The organism is Mesorhizobium sp. NZP2298 (assembly GCF_013170825.1).
Lineage (GTDB): Bacteria > Pseudomonadota > Alphaproteobacteria > Rhizobiales > Rhizobiaceae > Mesorhizobium.
The window spans coordinates 1,810,001-1,832,192 of the sequence record NZ_CP033365.1; the positions used below are offsets into that span (position 1 = coordinate 1,810,001).

The 22,192-nt window shown below is 60.0% G+C and carries 15 protein-coding genes, 1 tRNA gene, 2 rRNA genes and 1 pseudogene (1 of these 19 only partly in view); 15 read left to right on the forward strand and 4 right to left on the reverse strand.

Going from position 1 to position 22,192, the window contains the following annotated elements:
* The 3 genes from EB231_RS08790 to EB231_RS08800 all read left to right on the forward strand — a co-directional run.
* Nucleotides 1-1,746: ribosomal RNA gene (locus EB231_RS08790) — 23S ribosomal RNA — on the forward strand; it begins 1,052 nt to the left of the window's first position.
* Between the two features lie 198 nt (nucleotides 1,747-1,944).
* Nucleotides 1,945-2,059: ribosomal RNA gene (gene rrf / locus EB231_RS08795) — 5S ribosomal RNA — on the forward strand.
* A gap of 297 nt (nucleotides 2,060-2,356) precedes the next feature.
* Nucleotides 2,357-2,433, forward strand: a tRNA-Met gene (locus EB231_RS08800).
* Between the two features lie 353 nt (nucleotides 2,434-2,786).
* On the opposite strand, the pseudogene EB231_RS08805 reads toward EB231_RS08800, so the two are convergent.
* Nucleotides 2,787-3,086, reverse strand: a pseudogene (locus EB231_RS08805) (integrase core domain-containing protein); the annotation flags it as partial.
* 130 nt (nucleotides 3,087-3,216) lie between these two features.
* Nucleotides 3,217-3,675 (reverse strand): MucR family transcriptional regulator, encoded by a 459-nt coding sequence (locus tag EB231_RS08810; RefSeq protein ID WP_172348460.1) that lies wholly within the window; start codon nucleotides 3,673-3,675, stop codon nucleotides 3,217-3,219.
* 139 nt (nucleotides 3,676-3,814) lie between these two features.
* On the opposite strand from EB231_RS08810, the gene EB231_RS08815 reads away from it, so the two are divergent.
* From EB231_RS08815 to EB231_RS08865, 11 genes are all read left to right on the forward strand, one after another.
* Entirely contained in the window at nucleotides 3,815-4,063 is a 249-nt protein-coding gene (locus EB231_RS08815) for an ATP-binding protein (RefSeq protein ID WP_445299301.1), read from the forward strand.
* Nucleotides 4,064-4,075: 12 nt separating this feature from the next.
* Nucleotides 4,076-5,092 (forward strand): HlyD family secretion protein, encoded by a 1,017-nt coding sequence (locus tag EB231_RS08820; RefSeq protein WP_206681900.1) that lies wholly within the window; start codon nucleotides 4,076-4,078, stop codon nucleotides 5,090-5,092.
* Nucleotides 5,089-7,830 carry a ribosome-associated ATPase/putative transporter RbbA gene (rbbA, locus tag EB231_RS08825; protein WP_172348461.1) on the forward strand — a complete coding sequence of 914 codons (2,742 nt, stop codon included), beginning with the start codon at nucleotides 5,089-5,091 and terminating at the stop codon, nucleotides 7,828-7,830. Before EB231_RS08820 ends, rbbA begins: the two co-directional genes overlap by 4 nt.
* A gap of 2 nt (nucleotides 7,831-7,832) precedes the next feature.
* Nucleotides 7,833-8,957, forward strand: coding sequence for an ABC transporter permease (locus EB231_RS08830; protein ID WP_172348462.1), 1,125 nt, complete (start codon nucleotides 7,833-7,835; stop codon nucleotides 8,955-8,957).
* 59 nt (nucleotides 8,958-9,016) lie between these two features.
* Nucleotides 9,017-9,352: a hypothetical protein gene (locus EB231_RS08835; protein ID WP_172348463.1), complete on the forward strand. Its 336-nt coding sequence runs from the start codon at nucleotides 9,017-9,019 to the stop codon at nucleotides 9,350-9,352.
* 541 nt (nucleotides 9,353-9,893) lie between these two features.
* Entirely contained in the window at nucleotides 9,894-11,288 is a 1,395-nt protein-coding gene (locus EB231_RS08840) for an aminotransferase (RefSeq protein ID WP_172348464.1), read from the forward strand.
* Between the two features lie 84 nt (nucleotides 11,289-11,372).
* Nucleotides 11,373-12,866 (forward strand): aldehyde dehydrogenase, encoded by a 1,494-nt coding sequence (locus tag EB231_RS08845; RefSeq protein ID WP_172348465.1) that lies wholly within the window; start codon nucleotides 11,373-11,375, stop codon nucleotides 12,864-12,866.
* A complete protein-coding gene (locus EB231_RS08850; RefSeq protein ID WP_172348466.1) occupies nucleotides 12,866-14,506 on the forward strand; it encodes a class I adenylate-forming enzyme family protein in 1,641 nt (546 codons plus the stop codon). The genes EB231_RS08845 and EB231_RS08850 overlap by 1 nt, the downstream gene beginning before the upstream one ends.
* An 11-nt stretch (nucleotides 14,507-14,517) precedes the next feature.
* Nucleotides 14,518-16,113 carry a phytoene desaturase family protein gene (locus tag EB231_RS08855; protein ID WP_172348467.1) on the forward strand — a complete coding sequence of 532 codons (1,596 nt, stop codon included), beginning with the start codon at nucleotides 14,518-14,520 and terminating at the stop codon, nucleotides 16,111-16,113.
* A complete protein-coding gene (locus tag EB231_RS08860) occupies nucleotides 16,070-16,981 on the forward strand; it encodes an amidohydrolase family protein (protein ID WP_246740898.1) in 912 nt (303 codons plus the stop codon). Before EB231_RS08855 ends, EB231_RS08860 begins: the two co-directional genes overlap by 44 nt.
* A gap of 68 nt (nucleotides 16,982-17,049) precedes the next feature.
* Nucleotides 17,050-17,715 (forward strand): TetR family transcriptional regulator C-terminal domain-containing protein, encoded by a 666-nt coding sequence (locus EB231_RS08865; RefSeq protein ID WP_206681901.1) that lies wholly within the window; start codon nucleotides 17,050-17,052, stop codon nucleotides 17,713-17,715.
* 31 nt (nucleotides 17,716-17,746) lie between these two features.
* Here EB231_RS08865 and EB231_RS08870 read toward each other — a convergent pair whose 3' ends face one another.
* Both EB231_RS08870 and EB231_RS08875 read right to left on the reverse strand, forming a co-directional pair.
* A complete protein-coding gene (locus tag EB231_RS08870; RefSeq protein ID WP_172348469.1) occupies nucleotides 17,747-18,784 on the reverse strand; it encodes a histone deacetylase family protein in 1,038 nt (345 codons plus the stop codon).
* The gene (locus tag EB231_RS08875) at nucleotides 18,781-20,247 is read right to left on the reverse strand and encodes an amidase (protein ID WP_172348470.1); all 1,467 of its coding nucleotides are present in this window, start codon (nucleotides 20,245-20,247) and stop codon (nucleotides 18,781-18,783) included. The genes EB231_RS08870 and EB231_RS08875 overlap by 4 nt, the downstream gene beginning before the upstream one ends.
* Before the next feature lie 228 nt (nucleotides 20,248-20,475).
* Between EB231_RS08875 and EB231_RS08880 the strand changes: the two genes are divergently transcribed.
* Entirely contained in the window at nucleotides 20,476-22,071 is a 1,596-nt protein-coding gene (locus tag EB231_RS08880; RefSeq protein WP_172348471.1) for an ABC transporter substrate-binding protein, read from the forward strand.
* The last annotated feature ends 121 nt before the right edge of the window (nucleotides 22,072-22,192 follow it).

The following is a 22,192-nucleotide window of genomic DNA, read 5'->3' on the forward strand; positions in this document are numbered from 1 at the left end:
ATGGCTAAGTGGGAAAGGATGTGAGGATCCCAAAACAACCAGGATGTTGGCTTAGAAGCAGCCATCATTTAAAGAAAGCGTAACAGCTCACTGGTCTAAATAAGGGTCTTTGCGCCGAAAATGTAACGGGGCTAAAGCCATACACCGAAGCTTAGGGTTCGTAGCAATACGAGCGGTAGCGGAGCGTTCTGTAAGCTGATGAAGCCATACCCGTGAGGGGTGGTGGAGGTATCAGAAGTGCGAATGCTGACATGAGTAACGTAAGGGGAGTGAGAGACTCCCCCGCCGAAAGACCAAGGGTTCCTGCTTAAAGCTAATCTGAGCAGGGTTAGCCGGCCCCTAAGACGAGGCGGAAACGCGTAGTCGATGGGAACCACGTTAATATTCGTGGGCTTGGAGGTAGTGACGGATCATTGAGGTAGTCCAATCTTATCGGATTGAACGGGCTGCTGCGTGGTTCCAGGAAATAGCTCCTCCTTATAAACCGTACCCGAAACCGACACTGGTGGTCTGGTAGAGTATACCAAGGCGCTTGAGAGAACTATGCTGAAGGAACTCGGCAAATTGCACGCGTAACTTCGGAAGAAGCGTGACCCTTTTCTGCGCAAGCAGAGGAGGGTGGCACAGACCAGGGGGTAGCGACTGTTTATCAAAAACACAGGGCTCTGCGAAGCCGCAAGGCGACGTATAGGGTCTGACGCCTGCCCGGTGCTGGAAGGTTAAGAGGAGGGGTGCAAGCTCTGAATCGAAGCCCCAGTAAACGGCGGCCGTAACTATAACGGTCCTAAGGTAGCGAAATTCCTTGTCGGGTAAGTTCCGACCTGCACGAATGGCGTAACGACTTCCCCGCTGTCTCCAGCATAGACTCAGTGAAATTGAATTCCCCGTGAAGATGCGGGGTTCCTGCGGTTAGACGGAAAGACCCCGTGCACCTTTACTATAGCTTTACATTGGCATTCGTAGTGGCATGTGTAGGATAGGTGGTAGGCTTTGAAACCTGGGCGCCAGCTCAGGTGGAGCCACCCTTGAAATACCACCCTTATTACTATGGATGTCTAACCGCGGCCCGTTATCCGGGTCCGGGACAATGTATGGTGGGTAGTTTGACTGGGGCGGTCGCCTCCTAAAGAGTAACGGAGGCGCGCGATGGTGGGCTCAGAACGGTCGGAAATCGTTCGCTGAGTGCAATGGCATAAGCCTGCCTGACTGCGAGACTGACAAGTCGAGCAGAGACGAAAGTCGGTCATAGTGATCCGGTGGTCCCGCGTGGAAGGGCCATCGCTCAACGGATAAAAGGTACGCCGGGGATAACAGGCTGATGACCCCCAAGAGTCCATATCGACGGGGTTGTTTGGCACCTCGATGTCGACTCATCGCATCCTGGGGCTGGAGCAGGTCCCAAGGGTATGGCTGTTCGCCATTTAAAGCGGTACGTGAGTTGGGTTCAGAACGTCGTGAGACAGTTCGGTCCCTATCTGCCGTGGGTGTAGGAATATTGAAAGGATCTGTCCCTAGTACGAGAGGACCGGGATGGACGGATCTCTGGTGGACCTGTTGTGGCGCCAGCCGCATAGCAGGGTAGCTATATCCGGACGGGATAACCGCTGAAGGCATCTAAGCGGGAAACCCACCTTAAAACGAGTATTCCCTGAGAACCGTGGAAGACGACCACGTTGATAGGCCGGGTGTGGAAGAGCGGCAACGCTTGAAGCTTACCGGTACTAATAGTTCGATCGGCTTGATCGTTCTCATTCCTTATGCTCATCGTGAAATACGATGGTCTTACCAGCGCTCACGCATGAGCGGCCCTTACGGGCCTATGCTCCGCGAGGGCGCCGGAAAACCGGCGGCGCGCAGTCGCGCTTGCGGGCTTTGCCCGTTAGCAAAACGCAAACGTCGCCTTGGCACAGAAAACAGCTTCTCGAACAACGTGCGTTTTGCCGACCTGGTGGTTATGGCGGAGCGGCTGCACCCGATCCCATTCCGAACTCGGCCGTGAAACGCTCCAGCGCTGATGGTACTTCGTCTCAAGACGCGGGAGAGTAGGTCGCTGCCAGGTCTGCTAAATGCACGTTTTATGTGTCACATCGTACCTTCCAGAAATCGAAGCCGATTTTTTGGTCGATGTGATGAAATCTTCTCTCTACGAACAAGGCCCGCCAACGGGAAACACGGGCCGCGTAAGCGGCCCTTTCATTTGGTGAGCCATCTACCTATTTGTAGGCCATCCTATTCGTGGGTGTGCGCTTACGTCCAAAGCAAGAAAACGCTTGCTTAGATCAGCAAGCAAACGCTTGCTTAGTTCGGCAAGAAAATGCTTGCCTAGATCAGCAAGCAAACGCTTGCTGAGGGTTGACGCGGGGTGGAGCAGCCCGGTAGCTCGTCAGGCTCATAACCTGAAGGTCACAGGTTCAAATCCTGTCCCCGCAACCAAATACAAAAGAGCCCGCCTTGTGCGGGCTCTTTTGTATTTTGCTGTCACGGCCGGCCGATTTGAACCTGTCATCTGGGCCCCGCAAGGAGGCAAAGCCGACGCCGAGGACAGAAAACTCAAATCCTGTCCCCAAAACCAATTTTGTCATAAATCAAAAACCGTCCCGGTCCAACCGGGGCGGTTTTTGCGTTGTGGGAATGATCCTCGTGTGAGCCAATTATCTACACTGGATACGGCTCAACCTGTCGAGGAACCATCCACGGATCGAGGGATTCCGCCTCATGCGGTGCGCCGCGCTTCTGGAGAATTTCCAGAAGCGGACTCCAGGGCTTCTTGAGAGCGCCATCGGTGACTAGATGTTTGGTCCCGGCATTTGCGGGGGCCGACTGAGTTTGAAGCGTTCCGGTTGTGATGCCCACGGCTTGCAGATGAACTCGTAGGGTGTGAGACCCTTGAGGGTCCTGAGCCTGCGGGCGAAGTTGTAAGCGGCGACAAAGTCGGCGAGATGGGTGCGGAGGTCATGGCCTCGTAGTAGAAGCGCTTGACGGTGGCGTCCTTGATAGTCCGGTTCATCCTCTCGACCTGTCCACGGATGCCTGGCCTTGGTCGTGCGGTGCTTGATGTCGTTACTGGCGCAGGCGTATTCGAAGGCGCCCCGATAGGAGAAAGACCGGCGCCCTCGCTGGGAGGTTGCTCAAATGGCGCCGGCCTGACGGTCATTTTCAGGGTCCGCCGCTCTCCAGACATAGCTGAGTCTTCACGTTGCGGCAGGTGGTTGCGGACTACGCCTTGGCTTTCCGTCTTGCAGGTGCCTTCTTGGCTGGTGCGGCGGATTCAGCCTTGCGGCCAAGCCCGATGGACTTCGCCAGTTGCGAGCGCTGAGCGGCGTAATTCGGAGCTGTCATAGGGTAGTCGTGCGGCAAGTTCCATTTGGCGCGATAGGCGTCCGGTGTCAGGCCGAAGTCCGTGCTAAGATGCCGCTTGAGGGATTTGAACTTCTTGCCGTCTTCGAGGCAGATAATGAAGTCCGGCGTCACCGATCTCTTCGGGTTGACCGCGGGAGTTTGCGGTTCAAAGACAGGCGCGATCGGCGTGCCAAGTCTGGACAGCGAAGCATGAACCGATGCTATTACGTCCGGCAAGCCAGACACCGGCAAAGGATTGTTGCTGACATACGCTGAGACAATGTCGGCAGTTAACTCAGCTAGTTCGGCAGCGCGGGTATCGGTTTGGTTGGTCATCCATGGTCCTTTTGTCTGATTTGTCCCCTCTCTATTGGTTGATGATCAACGACGCAATCGCCTCCCGATCGCACACGCGCGGGAAGTGGATCGCTCCTCGGCAGTTCGTCGTGGCGAGATCCGCCTCCAGCATGAGCTGATGAACAAGGCGTTCGAGCCGTTCTTTCGTGTCGACACGGGCGGCTGGCAATCAATTCCAGGTGCCGGCCTTGGTCTCGCCATCGCGAAGGAAATTATCGAGCGTTACGGTGGGACCGTAACCCTGGAGAACCGCCATGGCGGCCGTCTTTGTCAGACAGTCGTTTTCGATGCGGTTCTGGAAAAATCAAAGTTTGAGCTGAATCAAGGACTCAGAGCGATTTCTCCTCCTCTTGTAGGTCAACCCTAGGAGTAATCACTTGTGAAGATCCGCCGCCCATCGACGACGAGTGTTCTGATCTTTGTCCTGATCGTGGCGGCCGGTGCTGGCGGCGCTTGGTATTGGTGGCAGAGCCAGCAAGGAAAGTTGCCGGATGGGCTGGTATCGGGCAACGGCCGAATCGAGTCCGATGAGGTCGACATCTCCGCGAAATCCGCCGGCCGCGTGCGGGATGTGCTTGTCGAAGAGGGCGACTTGGTTTCCGCCGGGCAGATCCTCGCCCGGATCGATACGACGGAACTTCTGGCCGAGCGTGCCAAGTATGTCGCCGATCAGACCTCCGAGGAAGCTTTGCTGCTCGAGGCGAAGGCGACGGTGACCCAGCGGCAGGCTGAATTGACGCTCAAGGAGGCCAACCTCCGCCGGGCTCTCACACTCGCCAATACAGGTGCTGTCAGCGAGCAAACACGCGATCAGTACCAGAGCGAGCGCGATTCCGCGCGCGCTGTTCTTGAGGCAGCGGAAAGGAATGTGACTGCCAGAGAGCGCTCAATTGATGCGGCGAAAGCTGTGGTGGATCAGACCGATGCCCAAATCGCAGATGCGGCCCTCGCAACACCAGTCAGGGGCCGCGTCCTCTATCGCCTTGCAAATCCCGGTGAAGTCGTCAGCGCCGGCGGTAAAGTCCTGACGATCGTCAATCTCTCTGAGATCTACATGGAGATCTATCTGACCTCCGAGCAGGCCATGAGGGTTCCCGTTGGCTCGCAGGCTCGCATCCAGTTCGACGGCGCCGACTTCGCCGTGCCCGCCAAGGTGAGCTTTGTCTCGCCCGAAGCCCAGTTCACCCCAAAGCAGATCGAGACGCGCAGCGAGCGGGACAAGCTGATGTTCCGGGTCAAGCTGCGCATTCCGTCTAGCCTCGTCGAAGATCACATCGAGCAGGTAAAGACCGGGGCGAGAGGCACCGGCTATGTCCGACTCGAGCCGAACCCGCCCGACTGGCCGGACGCCCTGCAGAAACGTTTCCCGGGTGATCCCCTGGACGCGGTGAAATGACGATGGCGGCACCGGCTGGCCAGACTGCCCGGATCACTGGCGTGACCCATGCCTACGGCAAGGTCTTGGCGCTCGACAACGTGTCGTTCGATCTGCCCAGTGGCCGGATGACGGGCCTCATTGGCCCCGATGGCGCCGGCAAGTCGACCCTGCTTGGTCTGATCGCCGGCGCGCGCAAGCTGCAGATGGGGACGGTCCAAGTCCTAGACGGCAGCATGGCCAGTGCCAGATATCGCCGGGCAGTTTGTACGCGCATCGCCTACATGCCGCAGGGGCTCGGCAAGAACCTATACCAGGAGATAAGCGTTGCGGAGAACCTTGCCTTCTTTGGCAGGCTGTTTGGTCTTGATGCGGGTGAGCGAGATATGCGCATTCGCAAGCTCGCGGGCGCAACGGGACTGCTGCCCTTTCTCGACCGTCCCGCGGGGAAGCTCTCGGGCGGCATGAAGCAGAAGCTGGGACTGTGCTGCGCGCTCATCCATGATCCCGACCTTCTCATTCTCGATGAGCCGACGACGGGTGTCGATCCCCTCTCGCGGCGACAATTCTGGACACTCATCGCCGACCTGCGCCGCGAGCGGCCGGCGATGAGCGTCGTCGTCTCGACCGCCTACATGGACGAAGCCAGCCAATGCGATTGGCTGGTCGCGATGGATCATGGGAAAGTGCTGGCCTTCGGCACCGCCGACGAGCTACGGAAAGCTACCGGCGAGCAAGATCTTGAATCGGTTTTTGTCGCCTTGCAGCCAGGGCAGCAGAGCAAACACAAGCGCTTCGTCATTCCGCCACGCAAACCGAGCGCCGAAGAACCGGTGATCGTGGCGAAGGGCTTGACCCGCCGCTTCGGTAAGTTCACCGCGGTCGATCGCGTCAGCTTCACCATCGAGAAAGGCGAGATCTTCGGCTTCCTTGGCTCCAACGGTTGCGGCAAGACCACAACGATGAAGATGCTGACCGGGCTTCTTGCACCGAGTGAGGGCGAGGCGGAGGTGTGCGGCAGTCCAGTCGACGCGAAGGATCTGTCGATACGTCGGCGCGTGGGCTTCATGACGCAATCCTTTTCTCTCTACGGCGAGTTGACGGTTCGCCAGAACCTTCTTCTGCACGCCCGCCTGTTCCATCTGCGCAATGCCGCCGACCGCAGCGCAACGCTCATTGAGCAGGTTGGACTTACCGACTATGCGGATGCTGAGGCCAATTCCCTTCCGCTCGGTGTGCGCCAGCGCCTCTCGCTCGCGGTCGCGATCGTGCACGATCCGGATATCCTCATACTCGATGAGCCGACCTCCGGCGTTGATCCGCAGGCGCGAGACGAATTCTGGTTGCTGCTGGTCGACCTGTCGCGAAGCCGCAATGTGACCATCTTCGTCTCCACGCATTTCATGAACGAAGCGATGCGTTGCGACCGCATCTCGTTGATGCATGCAGGCCGCGTGCTCGTGTGCGACACACCGGGGAATGTGATCGCCTCCAAGAACGGCGCCGATCTCGAAGCGGCTTTCATTGCCTATATCGAGGAAGCCGAGGGGTCTCGATCCGAGCCAGCCACACAGCAAGTTCCGCCGCCGGTCTGGCAGGAAGCGCGGGTCGCTTCGCCTGATCGCCCGCGCTTTATGCCGCTACGGCGCCTGTTCGCCTACACGCAGTGCGAGATGCTGTCGCTGATGCGCGATCCCGTTCGGCTCGCCTTCGCCTTCCTCGGCTCCTTCATCATCATGCTGATCTTCGGCTTCGGCTTGTCGAACGACGTGACCAACCTGACGTACGCGGCCTTCGACCATGACAACACACCCGAAAGCCGGGCGTATCTCAGCGGTTTCTCAAGTTCCCCCTATTTCACGGAGCGGTCGCCGATCCAGGACGTGCAGGCGATGGAAGACCGCCTGAAGTCCAACGACATCGAGCTCGCTATCGAGATCCCGTCGAACTTCGGCCGTATGATGAAGCGCGGCTCCGACTGGCAGGTCTCGGCGTGGATCGATGGCGCGAATACCACGAGGGCGGCGACCATAGAGGGATATGTACAGCAGGCGCACGCCCTCTTTTCCGAGCAAAGAAGCCGTGAGGCGAGCACCCCATCCACATCCGGTCCCACCACGGCGCTCGAGGTCCGCTATCGCTACAATCCGACAGGAGAGAGCATCTATTCCATCGGGCCATCGCTTCCGGCCATGCTGCTGATGATGTTCCTGGCGATTCTGATGGCGGTGAGCGTCGCACGGGAAAAGGAGATCGGCACGATCACCAATTTCTATGTCACGCCAACGACCCGGCTGGAATTCCTGATCGGCAAGCAGCTGCCTTATCTCGGCGTCGGAATGATCAATTTCGTCATCCTGACGGCGACCGTCCTGTTCTTGTTTGGGGTTCCGCTCAAGGGCAACGGCATGGTCCTGGCCCTTGGGGCTCTGCTCTACACCGCGGCCGCCACTGGCTATGGACTTTTCATCTCGACCCTCACTAGGAGCCAAGTGACGGCGGTCTTCGCCGGCGCGGTCTTGTCGATGCTGCCAACGATGCAATTCTCGGGGATGATGCAGCCCGTCTCGACGCTCGAGGGCGGCGCGCGCCTCATGGGCAGGCTGTGGCCGACGACCTACTACACACACATGAGCGTCGGCGCCTTCACCAAGGGGCTTGGGCTTGGCGACATGAGGACGGATCTGCTGGCGCTTGCGCTGTTCACCCCGGCCTTTCTGATGCTTTCAATGATCTTCCTGAAAAAACAGGAGAAGTGACGATGTTCAGCTTCTCCAACATCTTCTGGCTCGGCACCAAGGAGCTTCGGGCGCTTGCAAAGGACCTGACGATGATCCTCTTCATCATCTGGTCGTTTGGCTTCAGCATCTACACGCAGTCGACCGGTGCTGGCGAGACTGTCAACAACGCCGCCATTGGCATTGTCGACGAGGACCAATCGCAGCTCTCTCGCTCAATCGCCGGGTTGTTCTATCCGCCGTACTTCCAGACCGTCAAAACCATTAGTGCCGCCGACATCGACCGCGCGATGGACGAGGGGCTCTACACCTTCATCGTCGTCATACCCCCGGGATTCGAGAAAGACACAAGAAAGGGGCGTGACACCGAGATCCAGGTGAATGTGGACGCCACAGCCTCGCAGCAGGCCGCACTCGGTACTGGTTACATCCAGAGCATGGTGACCAATGAGGTCGCCCGGTACCGGAAGGATTTCGAAGAAACAAGAGGACTCTCCTCCGATCTTGCCATTCGTCGAGCCTTCAATCCTGGGGGGACACAATCTTGGTTCAAGTCGATTGTGAGCCTGGCCGATCAGCTATCGATGCTGGTCATCATCCTGACCGGAGCGGCGCTGCTGCGCGAGCGCGAGCACGGCACCATCGAGCATCTCTTGGTGATGCCCCTCACGGCATTTGAGATCGCGCTCGCCAAGGTCTGGGCGAACGGCCTCGTGATCATCGTCGCATTCGCCTGCTCTTTGCTGCTGGTCGTGGAGGGAGCGCTCGACGTTCCAATCGCTGGTTCGCGGGGTCTGCTGATGCTTGGCACGACCATCTACGTCTTTGCCGCGGCTGCTATCGGCATCTTTCTCGGTACGCTCGCACGCACGATGGCGCAGTTCGCGCTACTGATGATGATGGTCGTCATGCCGATGATGATGTTGTCGGGGGGAATGTCACCCGTCGCGAATCAACCCCAATGGCTTCAGTACGTGACGTGGTTCCTGCCTTCCCGACATTACGTCAGCTTCATGCAGGCGATCGTCTCCCGGGGGGCGGATTTCACAATCGTATGGAAGGAGTTCGCGACCGTGCTGATGATGGGAGTAACGTTTCTCGGAGCGAGCCTGCTCCTATTCAGGCGCTCCATTGCGACGTCACAGTAGGCTGGATCTCCGCCCGTGGGCATATGGGCGTTGTCGTGAGCAGACTGCCCTGAATTGCCGTGCCGCCGGTCATTCGTCACCGCCCTCTCGTTTCTCCTCACACCGAGCCAACGCCATCATATGCACTTGATCCAAAGCAAAGTCTGGCGGGCAGAACCCGATATGCTGACGGTGAACAACCACTGGATTCCATCATTATGAGTTGGCTCATTCGCATTCTCCTGACTGGCGCCGGTATCGTGGCTGGTTGGTTCATGCCGCGCGATCAAATCGGCTACATGATCATGCAGTTTGTGGTTTTACTCCTGACGATCTTGGTGGTCTCAGTTGTAATCCTCTATTTCCCCAAGCTCCGCAGCATCTTTACTCGATCTTCGACCAAGAAGCTCGACTGATGCCAAGTGCCGGAAACAACACGGCTGGCCAACGCTGATCAAACAGGGTGGCAGGCTATGGCCTGCTCCCGGTTTCGTCGACCGAGACAGGGTGTTTAACGGAATTGGAGAGTGGAAATGCGGAGAAGGAAGTTCAGCCGCCAGTTCAACCTTGAGATCTGCGAAAGAACGGCAAGCGTGTCGCCTCGATCTCGGTGCGGATCGGCTATACTGAGACGATGTCAACGCGCGAGCACGCGGAACGGCAAAATCGTACCTCGCACAAATCTCGAAGGGTGAACACCCATATCGAAAACCAAATGATTCCGCGGTCGAAACCAGCGAAGTCGCGGCGCCCACCGGGAGGCGACCAATCCCGTCGGAGCAGGACGGACCCCCGAAAGGCGTGACCACAGGAGAAGCATGCGGCGTGCCCGAAGCGAAAGTCAACAAACTGATTGTCCAATCAATCAGTTTGTTGACTTTCCGGTGACCATCGGCTTATCAGGAAGGAGTTGTCGACCGAAATTGCAGGACGGGACTTGGGAGGCTCGGAGGTTTTATGAACAAGCTAGTTGGTTCGCAGTGGAATGCCAGCGAAACGGAAGAGGCCGCCCGACTGCATCTGTTGTCGCCAGCTGAAGCCATGGAAAAACTCGGGCATTCCGCGCGCCCAGTTATTGCCCATGGCGAGGGAATCTACGTGGTGGATACAAAAGGGCGTCGGCTGATCGACGGCCCCGGCGGCATGTGGTGCACGCAGATCGGCTACAACCGACATGAGATTGCAGATGCCATTGCGCGGCAAGCGCTCCGGCTGGCTTACAACTCGCCCTGGTACACGACGAATTCTCCCGCCGCCGAGTTGGCGGCGCGGATCGCCGCGCTGACGCCGGGCGATCTCAACCGCGTCTTCTTCACCACCGGAGGATCGACCGCGGTCGACTCGGCGCTGCGGTTCGTCGAGTTCTACAATAACGTGTTGGGACGCCCGCAGAAGAAGCACATCATCGTGCGGCGCGAAGGCTATCACGGCAGCACGGCGCTGACGGCTGCCTGCTCGGGACGTGCTGGCAACTGGCCGAATTTCGATATTGTCTCGGAGCGAATTTCGTTCATTTCGAGTCCCAACATCCGCTTCGCCGGAGGCAAAGACGAAGCCCAGTTTCTGGACTGGCTGGTGGACGAATTCCGGCAGGAGATCGCGCGCATCGGGGCGGACAAGGTGGCGGTCTTCCTGGCCGAGCCATTGCTGGCATCAGGCGGCGTCATCATCCCGCCGAAGGGTTATCACGCGCGCTTCAAGGCGGTGTGCGAGGAACACGACATCATCTATATTTCCGACGAGGTGGTGACAGGCTTTGGCCGCTGCGGCGAATGGTTCGCGTCGGAAAAGGTGTTCGGTGTCGTCCCCGACATCATCACCTTCGCCAAGGGCGTGACCTCCGGCTATGTGCCGCTCGGCGGCTTTGCCATCTCCGAGCGCCTGCTGGACAAGGTCAGCGGCGAGAACGCCAAGGGAAGCCACTATTCGAACGGTTACACCTATTCCGGCCACCCGGTGAGCTGCGCCGCCGCGCTCGCCAACATCGACGTGATCGACAAGGACGGCATACTGGAGCATGTGCGCGCAAGCTCGGCCTATTTCGCGGAGCGCCTCCACAGCTTGGCCGACCTTCCGCTGGTCGCGGATGTCCGAGCATCCGGCCTGGTCGGCTGCGTCGAATGCCTGGTCGATCCATCGTCGCCGCATGTCACCGATTTCGACAAACGGATCGGCGCGCGCATCGACGCCCATTGTGCGGAACTCGGCCTGATCGTGCGTCCGCTCGGCAATATGTGCGTGATGTCTCCCCCGCTGATCATCACCAGGGAGCAGATCGACGACATGATCGGCATCCTGCGCGAAGGCATAGTGCGCACGGCCGCGGAGATCGAAGACGGAGAGCTTGTATAAGGCTGTGGATGCAAAATCTGATTGACCAGTCAATCGAAATACGGAAGTATCCTCTTCTATCGAGCCGACGCGACGGAGACAGTCATGAACGTTGAACACAAGCCGAACTGGCATCAGCGCGCCGAGCAGACGCAGCTGCCGACGAAAGCCTTTATTGGCGGCGTCTATGTGGATGCCATCTCGGGCGAAACCTTCGATTGCGTCTATCCCGGCAATGGCAAGATCATCGCCGAGGTTGCAGCCTGTGGCACTGCCGATGTCGACGCGGCCGTCATCTCGGCCCGCAGGGCCTTTGAATCCGGCGCGTGGTCTCGTGCGGCCCCCGCCGAGCGCAAGAAGGTGCTGCTGCGGTTTTCCGAACTGCTCCTGCAAAACCGCGAGGAACTCGGCCTTCTGGAGACGCTGAACGTTGGCAAGCCGATCGCCAACAGCACCAATGGCGACATCCCAAGCGCCGCCAACTGCATTGCCTGGTATGCGGAGGCCATCGACAAGGTCTACGGCGAAGTTGCCGTGACGGCCGACGACGTGACGACGATCGTTGTGCGCGAACCGGTGGGCGTTGTGGCGGCAGTGGTGCCGTGGAACTATCCGCTTTCGATGGCCGCATGGAAGCTCGGTCCCGCGCTTGCCACCGGCAACTCGGTTATCCTGAAGCCGGCTGAACAGTCGCCATTCACGGCCCTGCGCATCGCGCAGCTTGCCATGGATGCCGGCCTGCCGGCCGGAGTGCTGAACGTCGTGCCCGGCCTCGGCCACGTCGCCGGCAAGGCGCTCGGGCTTCACATGGACGTCGATTGCGTCGGCTTCACCGGCTCCACGGAAGTCGGCCGCTACTTCATGCAATATTCGGGTCAGTCGAACATCAAGCGCATCGGGCTGGAACTCGGCGGAAAATCGCCGCAGGTGGTGCTGGCGGACTGCGACGATCTCGATGCCGCGGCGCGATCCGTCGCGGCGGGCATCTTTGCCAATTCCGGACAGGTCTGCAATGCGGGCTCCCGGCTGATTGTCGAGGACAAGATCAAGGACAGGTTCCTCGAAAAGCTGCTTCAGCAGGCGGCGGCGCTTTCGCCGGCCGATCCCCTCGACCCGTCTACGAAACTGGGATCGATCGTCACCGAAGAGCAACTGGCCCGCGTCATGGGCTACATCGAGGATGGCGTCGCCGGCGGCGCCAGGATCGTCGCCGGCGGCAATCGCGTCCGCCAGGACAGCGGCGGCTTTTTCGTCGAACCAACGATCTTCGACGGCGTGTCCAACCAGATGAAGATCGCGCGCGAAGAGATTTTCGGTCCAGTGCTCGCGACCATCACGGTGCGCGACTTCGATGAGGCCATGACCGTCGCCAACGACACGATCTACGGGCTCGCGGCCGGGGTGTGGACGAACGATGTGAAGAAGGCGCATCGCGCGGCCAAGGCCATCAAAGCTGGAGTTGTATGGGTCAACTGTTTCGACCGAGGGCTGATGTCGGTGCCCTTCGGCGGTTTCAAGCAATCGGGCTTCGGCCGTGACAAGTCGATCCATGCGATGGAGAAATACACGGACCTCAAGGCGATGTGGTTCGCCCACTGATGGGCCGGCTGAAGGTTCTTTCGGATCAGGTTCCCGATGCCGCCGAACGGCGGCGGCGCATCGAGGTTGAACCTTTGCCGGCCAACATCGGTGCATTGATCGACGAAGCCGCAGCGGCGGCCGGAGATCGGCTTTTGTGGAACTTCTTCGAGACCGGCCAGAACATCACCTACGCCCAAATGCGCCGCATGGTGAACGGCCTTGCATCGCGCTTCGTGGGGCTTGGCATCGTCAAGGGCACCCACGTCGCCGTAATGTTGCCGAATGTTCCCGAAATGCCGTTGGCATGGTTGGCGCTGGGGCGGATCGGCGCGGTCATGGTGCCGGTCAATGTCAACTATCGCGAGCGCGAACTCGCCCATGTAGTCAACGATGCCGATGTGTCCTTCATCATCGCGCATGGCGATTGCATCGAGATCGTGGAGAGTTGCCGCAGGGACGGGTTGATCCGGGTTGCGCCGGCACACACCGTCGTGGTGGACGGCGAGGCCGCCGGCGCCGTTGCGTGGTCCGAACTGGCCTCGCAGCCGCGCGAAACGTTCGACGCGCCGGCGCCGGTTGGCCATGGCGACCTCCTCAACATCCAGTACACATCCGGCACCACCGGTTTCCCCAAGGGCTGCATGCTTACGCAGCGCTACTGGATCAGCAGCGGCAAGGTGAACGCCTTTCGCGACGGCCGCCGCTACGAGCGCATCCTGGCCTCGACGCCGTTCTTCTACATGGATCCGCAATGGCTGCTACTGATGACGCTTTATCAGCGCGGCACGCTCTTCGTCGCCGCCCGCCAGAGCACCAGCCGCTTCATGGAATGGGTGCGCACGCATCGCATCAACTTCTGTCTATTGCCATGGGTGCTCCACAGCCAGCCACGACACGCCGACGACGCTCGCAACGAGATTGTCCGCGCCAATGTCTACGGCGTCCCACGCGACCTGCACGCGGACCTGGAGCAACGCTACGATCTCAACGCGCGCGAGGCCTTCGGCATGACCGAGGTCGGCCCCGCGATGTTCATGCCGATCGAGCGGTCCGACATGGTCGGCTCCGGCTCTTGCGGCATTCCCTGCCCCTTCCGCGAGTGCAAGGTGGTCGACGAGCAGGGCCGCACGCTGCCGGCAGGCGAGGTCGGCGAACTGCTCATCCGCGGGCCGGGTATCATGCTGGGTTATTACAACAATCCGCAAGCGACGGCCTCGGTGTTTTCCGATGGGTGGTTCCGCACCGGCGATCTCTTCCGGGTCGATGAAAATGGTTTCCACAGCATCGTCGGCCGCAAGAAGGACATGATACGGCGCAGCGCCGAAAACATCGCCGCCCGCGAAGTCGAGTCGGTGCTGAATGCCATGCCGGTGATCGCCGAGGCCGCTGTCATCGGTGTTCCGGACCCGCTTCGCGGCGAGGAGGTCAAGGCGTACATCAAGCTGCGGGAAGAAGCGGTCGCTAGTGCCGAGACGCTGGCCGCCATCATCGAGGCCGCGAAGCGGCAGCTGGCGCCTTTCAAGGTGCCGCGCTTCTACGCCTTCCGGGACGAGTTCCCGCGCACCGTCTCGCTGAAGATCGCCAAGCAGCTTTTGGCCAAGGAAGCCGACGATCTGCGCGCCGGAAGCTTCGACCGTGTCGAGAACCGCTGGCTGTGAAGGATGCGATGATGGCGAAGACATTCGATGCGGTCATTGTCGGCGCAGGTCACAATGGCCTTGTATGCGGCGCCTATCTGGCGCGGGCCGGCGTCAAGGTCTGCGTGCTGGAACGGCGCAAGCTTGTGGGCGGTGCCGCGGTGACCGAGGAAGTCTGGCCCGGCTACAAGGTTTCGACCGCTTCCTACATCATGGGTCTCATGCAGCCCAAGGTCATTCTGGACCTGGAATTGCAGAAGCATGGCTTCGAAGTGCTGGAGCCGCCGCCCGCGGTCTTTCCGTTCGAAGACGGCCGCACCTTCACGATGTGGGGATCGCCCGAGAAATTCCGCGCCGAGATCGCTAAATTCTCCAGCAAGGACGCCGCCGCCTATCCGGCCTATCGGGAATTCTTGCTGGGCGTGGCACCGTTCCTCAAGCAGCTCCTGTTCGAGACCCCTGTCGATCCGGGCGGCAAGACACCCAGGGACTTGGCAAGACTGATCGGCTTCGCCTGGCGCTTCCGAAAGATCGGTTCCAAATTCTATGACATCTACGACCTTCTGACGCTCAGCGCCTACGATTTGCTGAGCCGTTGGTTCGAATCGGACGAGGTCAAGCTGGTGCTTGGCTTCTTCGCCGGCGGCGGCGGCGGCAATTCCAGCCTGCGCTCGCCCGGATCCGGCTACATGCTGGTGCGCTCGGTGGTGCGCGACCAGACGACGCCCGCCGGTCCGTCCGGCTTCATCAAGGGCGGCATGGGTGAAATCTCCAACGCCATTCGCCGTTCTGGCGAGGCGCATGGCATGGTGGTCCGCACCGACGCTGACGTTGAGAAAATCCTCGTTAGCGGTGGCGCGGCCCAAGGCGTCCAGCTGGCGTCCGGCGAAACGATCCATGCAAGCATCGTGATAGCCAACGCCAACGCCAAGACCACGTTCCTGAAGCTCCTGCCGCCGGATCTGCTCCCCAAAGGCTTCATCAGGCAGATCGAGAATTTCAGGTCGCAATCGACGGTCTTCCGCATCAACTTGGCCCTCGACGGACTGCCGACCTTCCCTCGCCTGTCGACGAAGGAGCTTGGTTTTGACTATCCCGTCCAGCTCACCATCGGCGGCAGCGTCGACTATATGGACCGGGCGCATGACGATGCGCGCTATGGCAGGATTGCCGAGCGCCCGTTCCTGATCGTCAAAACCCCGAGCGTGGTCGATCCGTCGCTGGCGCCTGCCGGTCACCATGTCATGAACATTTTCGGCGGCCACGCCCCCTACGCACTGCGCGACGGCGATTGGAACAGTCGCCGCGAAGAACTGTACGAAACCGCCATGCGGGTGCTGCGCGCGCACTCTCCGGACCTGGAAGAGCGAATCCTGCATCGTCAGATTCTGACGCCGCTCGATCTCGAACAGATATTCGATCTGCCGAACGGGCACGTTCATCACGGCGAGATCAGTGCCGACCAGATATTCTTCAAGCGCCCGGCCGCGCATTATGCCGACTACCACACGCCGATCCGCAAGCTATACCAGTGCGGCGCCTCGACACATCCGGGCGGCGGCGTCACCGGAGTTCCCGGTCACAATGCGGCGCGCGTCATCCTGTCCGAACGCCGGCAGTGGAAGTAGAACTATGTGGATCGATTTCTCGAGCCGGCCGCCATCTCCGGGCTTCAGCGCCGCCGCGCCGCACCTGCAGAATTATCGCCGTGTCTACGAGGCCAGCGAGAAGCTCTCGGCCGATTCTGATGCGGCGAAGGATTTGCAGGGTTATCTCGACACCTATGAGAGGCTCGCCGCGCGGCATGTCGTGGTCAAGGCGAGAGACGTTGAGACGACATTCGGCTTCAAGATCTCCAACGAGACCGTCGCCGCATTCTGCACGGCGAACGGCCCGCGCTACATCGGGTTCGCCGGCGTCGACCCGCACAAGGGCAAGCCGGCGGTCGAGGAGTTGGAGCGCGCCGTGCGCGAACTGGGCCTGCGTGGACTCAATTTGCAATGTTTCGAATTGAAACTCTGTCCCAACGACCGGCTGCTCTATCCATTCTATGAAAAGGCCATCGAACTGGGGATCCCGGTCAACATTCATTGCGGCATCAATTTCTCGACGGCCACGCCGATGCGGTTCGGCAAGCCGGAATATCTCGACCAGGTCATGGTCGATTTTCCCGGGATGAAGGTCTGTGCATCGCCGCCAGGCTGGCCTTGGGTCAACGAGCTGATCGGCGTCGCCTGGCGCCATCCGAATTTGTGGATAGGACTTCTCGCGGTGCGCCCGTCACTGCTGGCGAAGGCCCATTCCGGCTACGAGCCGCTGCTGCAATATGGCCGCACGCTGCTCCAGGACAAGATGATCTTCGGCACTGCCTTTCCGATGCTTGCGCCCGAGCGCGCGCTTGGCGAGGTCGAGGCGCTGGCGATCGATGAGGCCGTACGCCGCAAATGGCTGCACGACAACGCCGCGCGGTTCCTTGGGCTTGATGAAGAGATCTAGTATTTGGCGGGTGGCGAAGTCTTGTGCCGACTTTGTCGAAGCTGCTATCCAGATTGAACAATTTTCGGTTGAAGCCGCAAGACACTATGAACCAAGCCGCAACAAAAGCTAAGAAACGGACCGACACGCGGCGCACGCCGACGCGCGAGGACCAGGTGCTCGAACGCCGACGCGCGCTGCTCGAGGCGGCGCTCATCGTCATTGCACGCAAGGGGTTGGCCGGCTTCACCATGAACGACATCGCGCGGGAGGCGGGATGTAGCTATGGCGTCGTGTCCTTCCACTTCAAATCGAAGGAAGGCATTACGCTGGCCGCCCTCGACCATATGGTCGAAGAGTACGACCGCAACCTCAACCGGTCGGAATATGGTTCGCCGGTCGCTCGCCTGCTGGGCATGATTGCACTCGACTTTGATGCCGAAAAGTCGAACCCGGGACATATCGCCGTCTTCACCGCTTTTTGGGCGGAATCGGTGCGAAATCCGGAATATCAGCGGCGCTGCGCCGAATTGAAGGGGCGCTATGATGCCGTCGTGAAAGCCGATATCGCGGCGCTTGCGGAACAAAGGCGGCTCGTTCTCGATCCAGCTATCGTGGCACGGAGTCTGAATGCCATGATCGACGGGCTGTGGATTTCTGGACAAGTTTTCGGGACGATCGGTCCCGCCGACCGCGAGATGGCGAAGAAAGCCTGCCTGTTCTATCTCAAGTCTATCTTTCCGGACGATTTCTGATCGGTTTTTCGCCGACGATTCCGGCCTTCCATCACTTGGCGAAACCGTCTTCGAAGCCACTCAGCGTGTTAACGACATTGATGCCGATATCCGCCACCGCATAGCCGCCCTCCATGATGAACACAGTCGGTAGGCCGAGGCGGGCGATAGCGCGGCCGATGGTCGAGAAATCAGCGTTGCGCAGTTTGAATTTCGAAATCGGGTCGCCGTCGAAAGTGTCGACACCGAGCGAGATGACGAGCGCTTCCGCGCCGAACGAGGCAATGCGTGACAACGACACGTCGAGCGCCTCACCATAAGCGTCGAAACGGGTCCCCCAGGGCAAGGGCAGGTTGAGATTGAAGCCGTGACCGTCGCCTTCCCCCGCCTCGTCGGCATAGCCCGTATAGTACGGATATTCGAGAATCGGATCGGCGTGAATCGAGACCGTTAGTATATCGTTGCGGCCGTAGAAAATGTCCTGCGTTCCGTTGCCGTGATGATAGTCGACGTCCAGCACAGCTACCCTGGCGGCACCCTGGTCCCGGAAAGCCTGCGCCGCGACGGCGGCATTGTTGATGAAGCAGTAGCCGCCGAAATAATCGCGGCCCGCATGGTGTCCAGGTGGGCGGCAAAGCGCGAAGGCAGCGCGTTCCCCTCCCGCCACCAAAGCCTGCGCTGTCAACGCAACATTGGCCGATGCCGAGACGGCCCGCCACGTGCCCTCCATGATCGGGCTGCTCATGTCTATGCAGAAGCGGCCGAGTTCAGCGCCGATCCGCTGCGTCCTCAAACGATGCGAACGGGGCGGCGGCCAGGCGTTCGGGAAAGCATCGACCGGCCCGTTCTCGGCCGACCACCGATCCCAGAAGGTCGACAGGAACGCCACCAGCGCCTCGTCGTGAACCTTGACCAGCGGCTCCGTTCCAAAGTCGCGCGGCTCTATCGTTTCGTCGCCGAAGACGTGCTTGACCTGTGCCAACACGAGTTCGGCGCGGCGCGGCATCTCGAAGCTCGGCACGCGCTTGCCGCGAATGAATTCCGCCTCGGCGTCCTGAAGCGCGTGCAGTGGAGAATATACGGTTTTCATGCCTGGACCTGATTTGCGACGGAGGCTGTGGAGGCGACCACAGGCCGGTCCCGTGCCGTCCCGTACCATCCACCAAGCGCATCTTCATAGGCAAGGCCGGCAGTGAAAACGGTTTCGTCGGAAAAGGTCCGGCCAACGATCTGGATGCCGGTCGGCACGCCGTTCGAGGCTCGCCCGGACGGAACGCTCAGCACCGGACAGCGGCTCAGCATGTTGAACGGATAGGTCATCGGCCAGCCTACCGACGGGTGGACGTCCTTGCCGTTGATCGTCACCTTGTCCTTCGACGGATCATGATCGGCGGCGACGGCGGGAACCGCCAGCGTTGGGCAGATGAAGATGTTATGCCTCTCGAGCATCGGCCCCAGCGACGCATACATGGCACCGCCGGTGTACATCGACTTGAGGAATTCCTGGCAGGTGTTGTCGCGCGCGCCTTCGGCAAAATGACGAGCATATCCGGTCAGCAGATCGCCTCTGGCATCGTCGAGATACTCCGCAAGCCAAGATCCGAAGATGGTCCGAAGATGACTCATCGCGGCGCGTTCACTCTCCTTCGTCCAGCCGAGATCGACTTCCTCGACCGTAGCGCCAAGCGAACGGAAGACATCCAGCGCCGCGAGCGTGTTGCGCCGAACCTCTTCATCGATCTCGAAATAGCCGAGATCCAGGGAATAGGCGATCTTCCAGCCCTTGATGCCACCGCGGTCGGGAGCCATTGCAAGCTTGGGCCGGAGCGAGGCAATGTCCAGCGGATCCGGCCCGCACATGACATTCTGCATCAGCAGGCAGTCCTCGACCGAACGGGCCATCGGGCCGGGGTGGTTGTATGGGTCCAGATTGAACGGCGCAGAGGCAGGATTGCGTCCGTAGGGCGGCTTGAAGCCCACGACACCGCAAGCTGAGGCCGGAATGCGGATCGAGCCGCCAATGTCCGAGCCGTTGGCGAGCGTCGTAAGTCCTGCCGCAAGGGCAGCGCCCGACCCGCCGGAGGAGCCGCCCGGCGTATAATCCAGGTTCCAGGGATTGCGGGTGACGCCCCAGAGTCGCGAATGGGTGACGCCCTCGCATGAAAATTCCGGTGTCGTGGTGCGACTGTGGACGATAGCACCGGCGTCGAGCAGCCGTTGCACGACCGTGCTCGTGGTCTGGGCGACATTGTTCCTGTAGATCAACGAACCGTAAGTCGTGATCTTGCCAGCGATGTTGCTTTCATCCTTGATCGCCGTCGCAATGCCTTCCAGCGGCCGCAAGCGGCCATCGGTCATGCCATAGCGGCGCTCTGCTTCCCGAGCAGCATCCAAGGCCTCCCGCGCATAGACAAAACTCGTCGCGTTGACGGTGTCGCTTGTCTGATCGATGCGTTGCAATTGCGCCTCGATCACCTCGACCGGCGACACGGTGCGGTCTCGAAATCGGCGAAGCGCCTCGCTGGCGGACAGATAGCAGAGGTCGAGCGTCATTCGGCCGAGTTCCTTTCTCACCGGTCATGCAGGCTTGCGAAGGCATATCAACAAATCATGATTGATTGGTCAATCAGAAATCATTGACAAGCTTTTCATGGGTGGCTAGCGTTAGGGTGACCATGGAGAAAGCCGCCATTCGAAGAGCGGTATCCGCCACAAAGCGCCGACCGGGAATCGCCTGTTTTTCGGTTGGCAAAAAGGGGAACAGGCGTTTCGAGGAGAAACATGTCTGAATTCAGCTATTGGGCCGAACGCTTCAAGAAAGGCCAGATTTCACGTCGAGAATTCCTTGGGCGCTCCGCCGCGCTCGTCGCGACGGCAGGGCTCGGCGCCACCTCGTTCCCGAACTTCGCGACCGCCGAGGAACCCAAGAAGGGTGGATCGGCGCGCTTTGGCATGTCCGATGCCTCGCAGAACGACACACTCGATCCGGGCACCTGGCCGGCAAGCTTCGCGCAGGCTGCCTTCAACGGATCGCTATGCAACAACCTGACCGAGATCGCGGCCGACGGCAGCATTGTCGGTGATCTCGCCGAAAGCTTCGAGCCGAGCGATGGCGCCAAGAAATGGGTGTTCAAGCTGCGCAACGGCGTCACCTTCCATGATGGCAAGAGCCTGACCGTCGAGGATGTCCAGGAATCCTTCCGCCACCATATGGGCGAAAAGTCCACGTCGGGCGCCAAGTCGATTCTGTCTCAGGTCGCCAGCATCGACAAGGACGGCGACAGCAATGTCGTGTTCACGCTGAATTCGGGCAGCGCCGACTTCCCCTATCTGGTCGCCGACTATCATTTGTCGATCATGCAGGCCAAGGCAGGAGGCGGCATCGACTGGCAAAAAGGCATCGGTACAGGCAGTTTCAAGCTGGAGAATTTCGATCCCGGCGTGTCGATAAAGATGACCCGCAACCCGAACTACCACAAGGACAACAAACCCTATCTCGACGAGTTCGAGTTCATCTGCATCACCGACCCGACCGCACGCACCAACGCGTTCGTCACCGGTGAGGTCGACTTTATGAACGACCTCGAGGTGAAGAACATGCCGCCGATTCAGCGCAACGCGGATCTCGAGATCCAGCGCGTGCCAAGTCTGCGCCATTTTACCTTCGACATGGACACCTCGGTCGCGCCGTTCGACAATGTCGATGTGCGCCTGGCGATGAAATACGCGCTCGATCGCGACGATATCCTGCGCAAGGTTTTCCTGGGCGAAGGCAAGAAGGGCAACGACACTCCCGTCGCCTCCGCCATGCCATTCTACAAAGACCCGACACCCCAACACGACTACAACATCGAAAAAGCCAAGGAGCATCTCAAGAAGGCCGGCCTGACCTCGGTCGACGTCAATTTGTCGGTTTCCGAAGCGGCATTTCCGGGCTGCATAGACGCGGCCGTGCTCTACAAGGAGCAAGCCGCGAAAGCGGGCATCAACATCAACATCGTCCGCGAGGCCGACGACGGCTACTGGGAAAACGTCTGGCTGAAGAAGCCATTCAGCGGTGTGGACTGGTATGGCCGCGCGACATGCGACTGGTTGTTCTCGACAGTGCTTGCCGCCGACGCACCCTGGAACAGCACACACTGGAAGAACCCGCGCTTCAACGAACTGCTCATTGCCGCCCGCGCCGAGACCGACCAGGCCAAGCGCGCGGCGCAATATGGAGAGATGCAGCAGATCGTGCATGACGATGGCGGCATGATCACGCTTGCTTTCGTCAACTGGAACTACGGCTTGTCGAAAAAGCTCGGTCACGGCCCCATCGGGGGCATTTTCCCATGCGACAATCTCCGCATGACCGAGCGCTGGTGGATGGTCTAGCGTGATGCAGAGGGCGGACAAACTGTTGCCTGTCCGCCTTCCATCCGCACGTGCCGATTGCCGTCCGGCACTGGGCCCGTCCGCGAGGCCGGGCAGATTCCTTTGAAAGGATCGCCGTGAG

Bases quoted from the DNA above. Each gene is read 5' to 3' on its own strand.
- EB231_RS08840 (WP_172348464.1), top strand. From the start codon at position 9,894: ATGAACAAGCTAGTTGGTTCGCAGTGGAATGCCAGCGAAACGGAAGAG.
- EB231_RS08815 (WP_445299301.1), top strand. From the start codon at position 3,815: ATGAACAAGGCGTTCGAGCCGTTCTTTCGTGTCGACACGGGCGGCTGG.
- EB231_RS08850 (WP_172348466.1), top strand. From the start codon at position 12,866: ATGGGCCGGCTGAAGGTTCTTTCGGATCAGGTTCCCGATGCCGCCGAA.
- EB231_RS08845 (WP_172348465.1), top strand. From the start codon at position 11,373: ATGAACGTTGAACACAAGCCGAACTGGCATCAGCGCGCCGAGCAGACG.
- EB231_RS08880 (WP_172348471.1), top strand. From the start codon at position 20,476: ATGTCTGAATTCAGCTATTGGGCCGAACGCTTCAAGAAAGGCCAGATT.
- EB231_RS08860 (WP_246740898.1), top strand. From the start codon at position 16,070: ATGCGGCGCGCGTCATCCTGTCCGAACGCCGGCAGTGGAAGTAGAACT.
- EB231_RS08830 (WP_172348462.1), top strand. From the start codon at position 7,833: ATGTTCAGCTTCTCCAACATCTTCTGGCTCGGCACCAAGGAGCTTCGG.
- EB231_RS08810 (WP_172348460.1), bottom strand. From the start codon at position 3,675: ATGACCAACCAAACCGATACCCGCGCTGCCGAACTAGCTGAGTTAACT.
- rbbA (WP_172348461.1), top strand. From the start codon at position 5,089: ATGACGATGGCGGCACCGGCTGGCCAGACTGCCCGGATCACTGGCGTG.
- EB231_RS08875 (WP_172348470.1), bottom strand. From the start codon at position 20,247: ATGACGCTCGACCTCTGCTATCTGTCCGCCAGCGAGGCGCTTCGCCGA.
- EB231_RS08855 (WP_172348467.1), top strand. From the start codon at position 14,518: ATGGCGAAGACATTCGATGCGGTCATTGTCGGCGCAGGTCACAATGGC.
- EB231_RS08870 (WP_172348469.1), bottom strand. From the start codon at position 18,784: ATGAAAACCGTATATTCTCCACTGCACGCGCTTCAGGACGCCGAGGCG.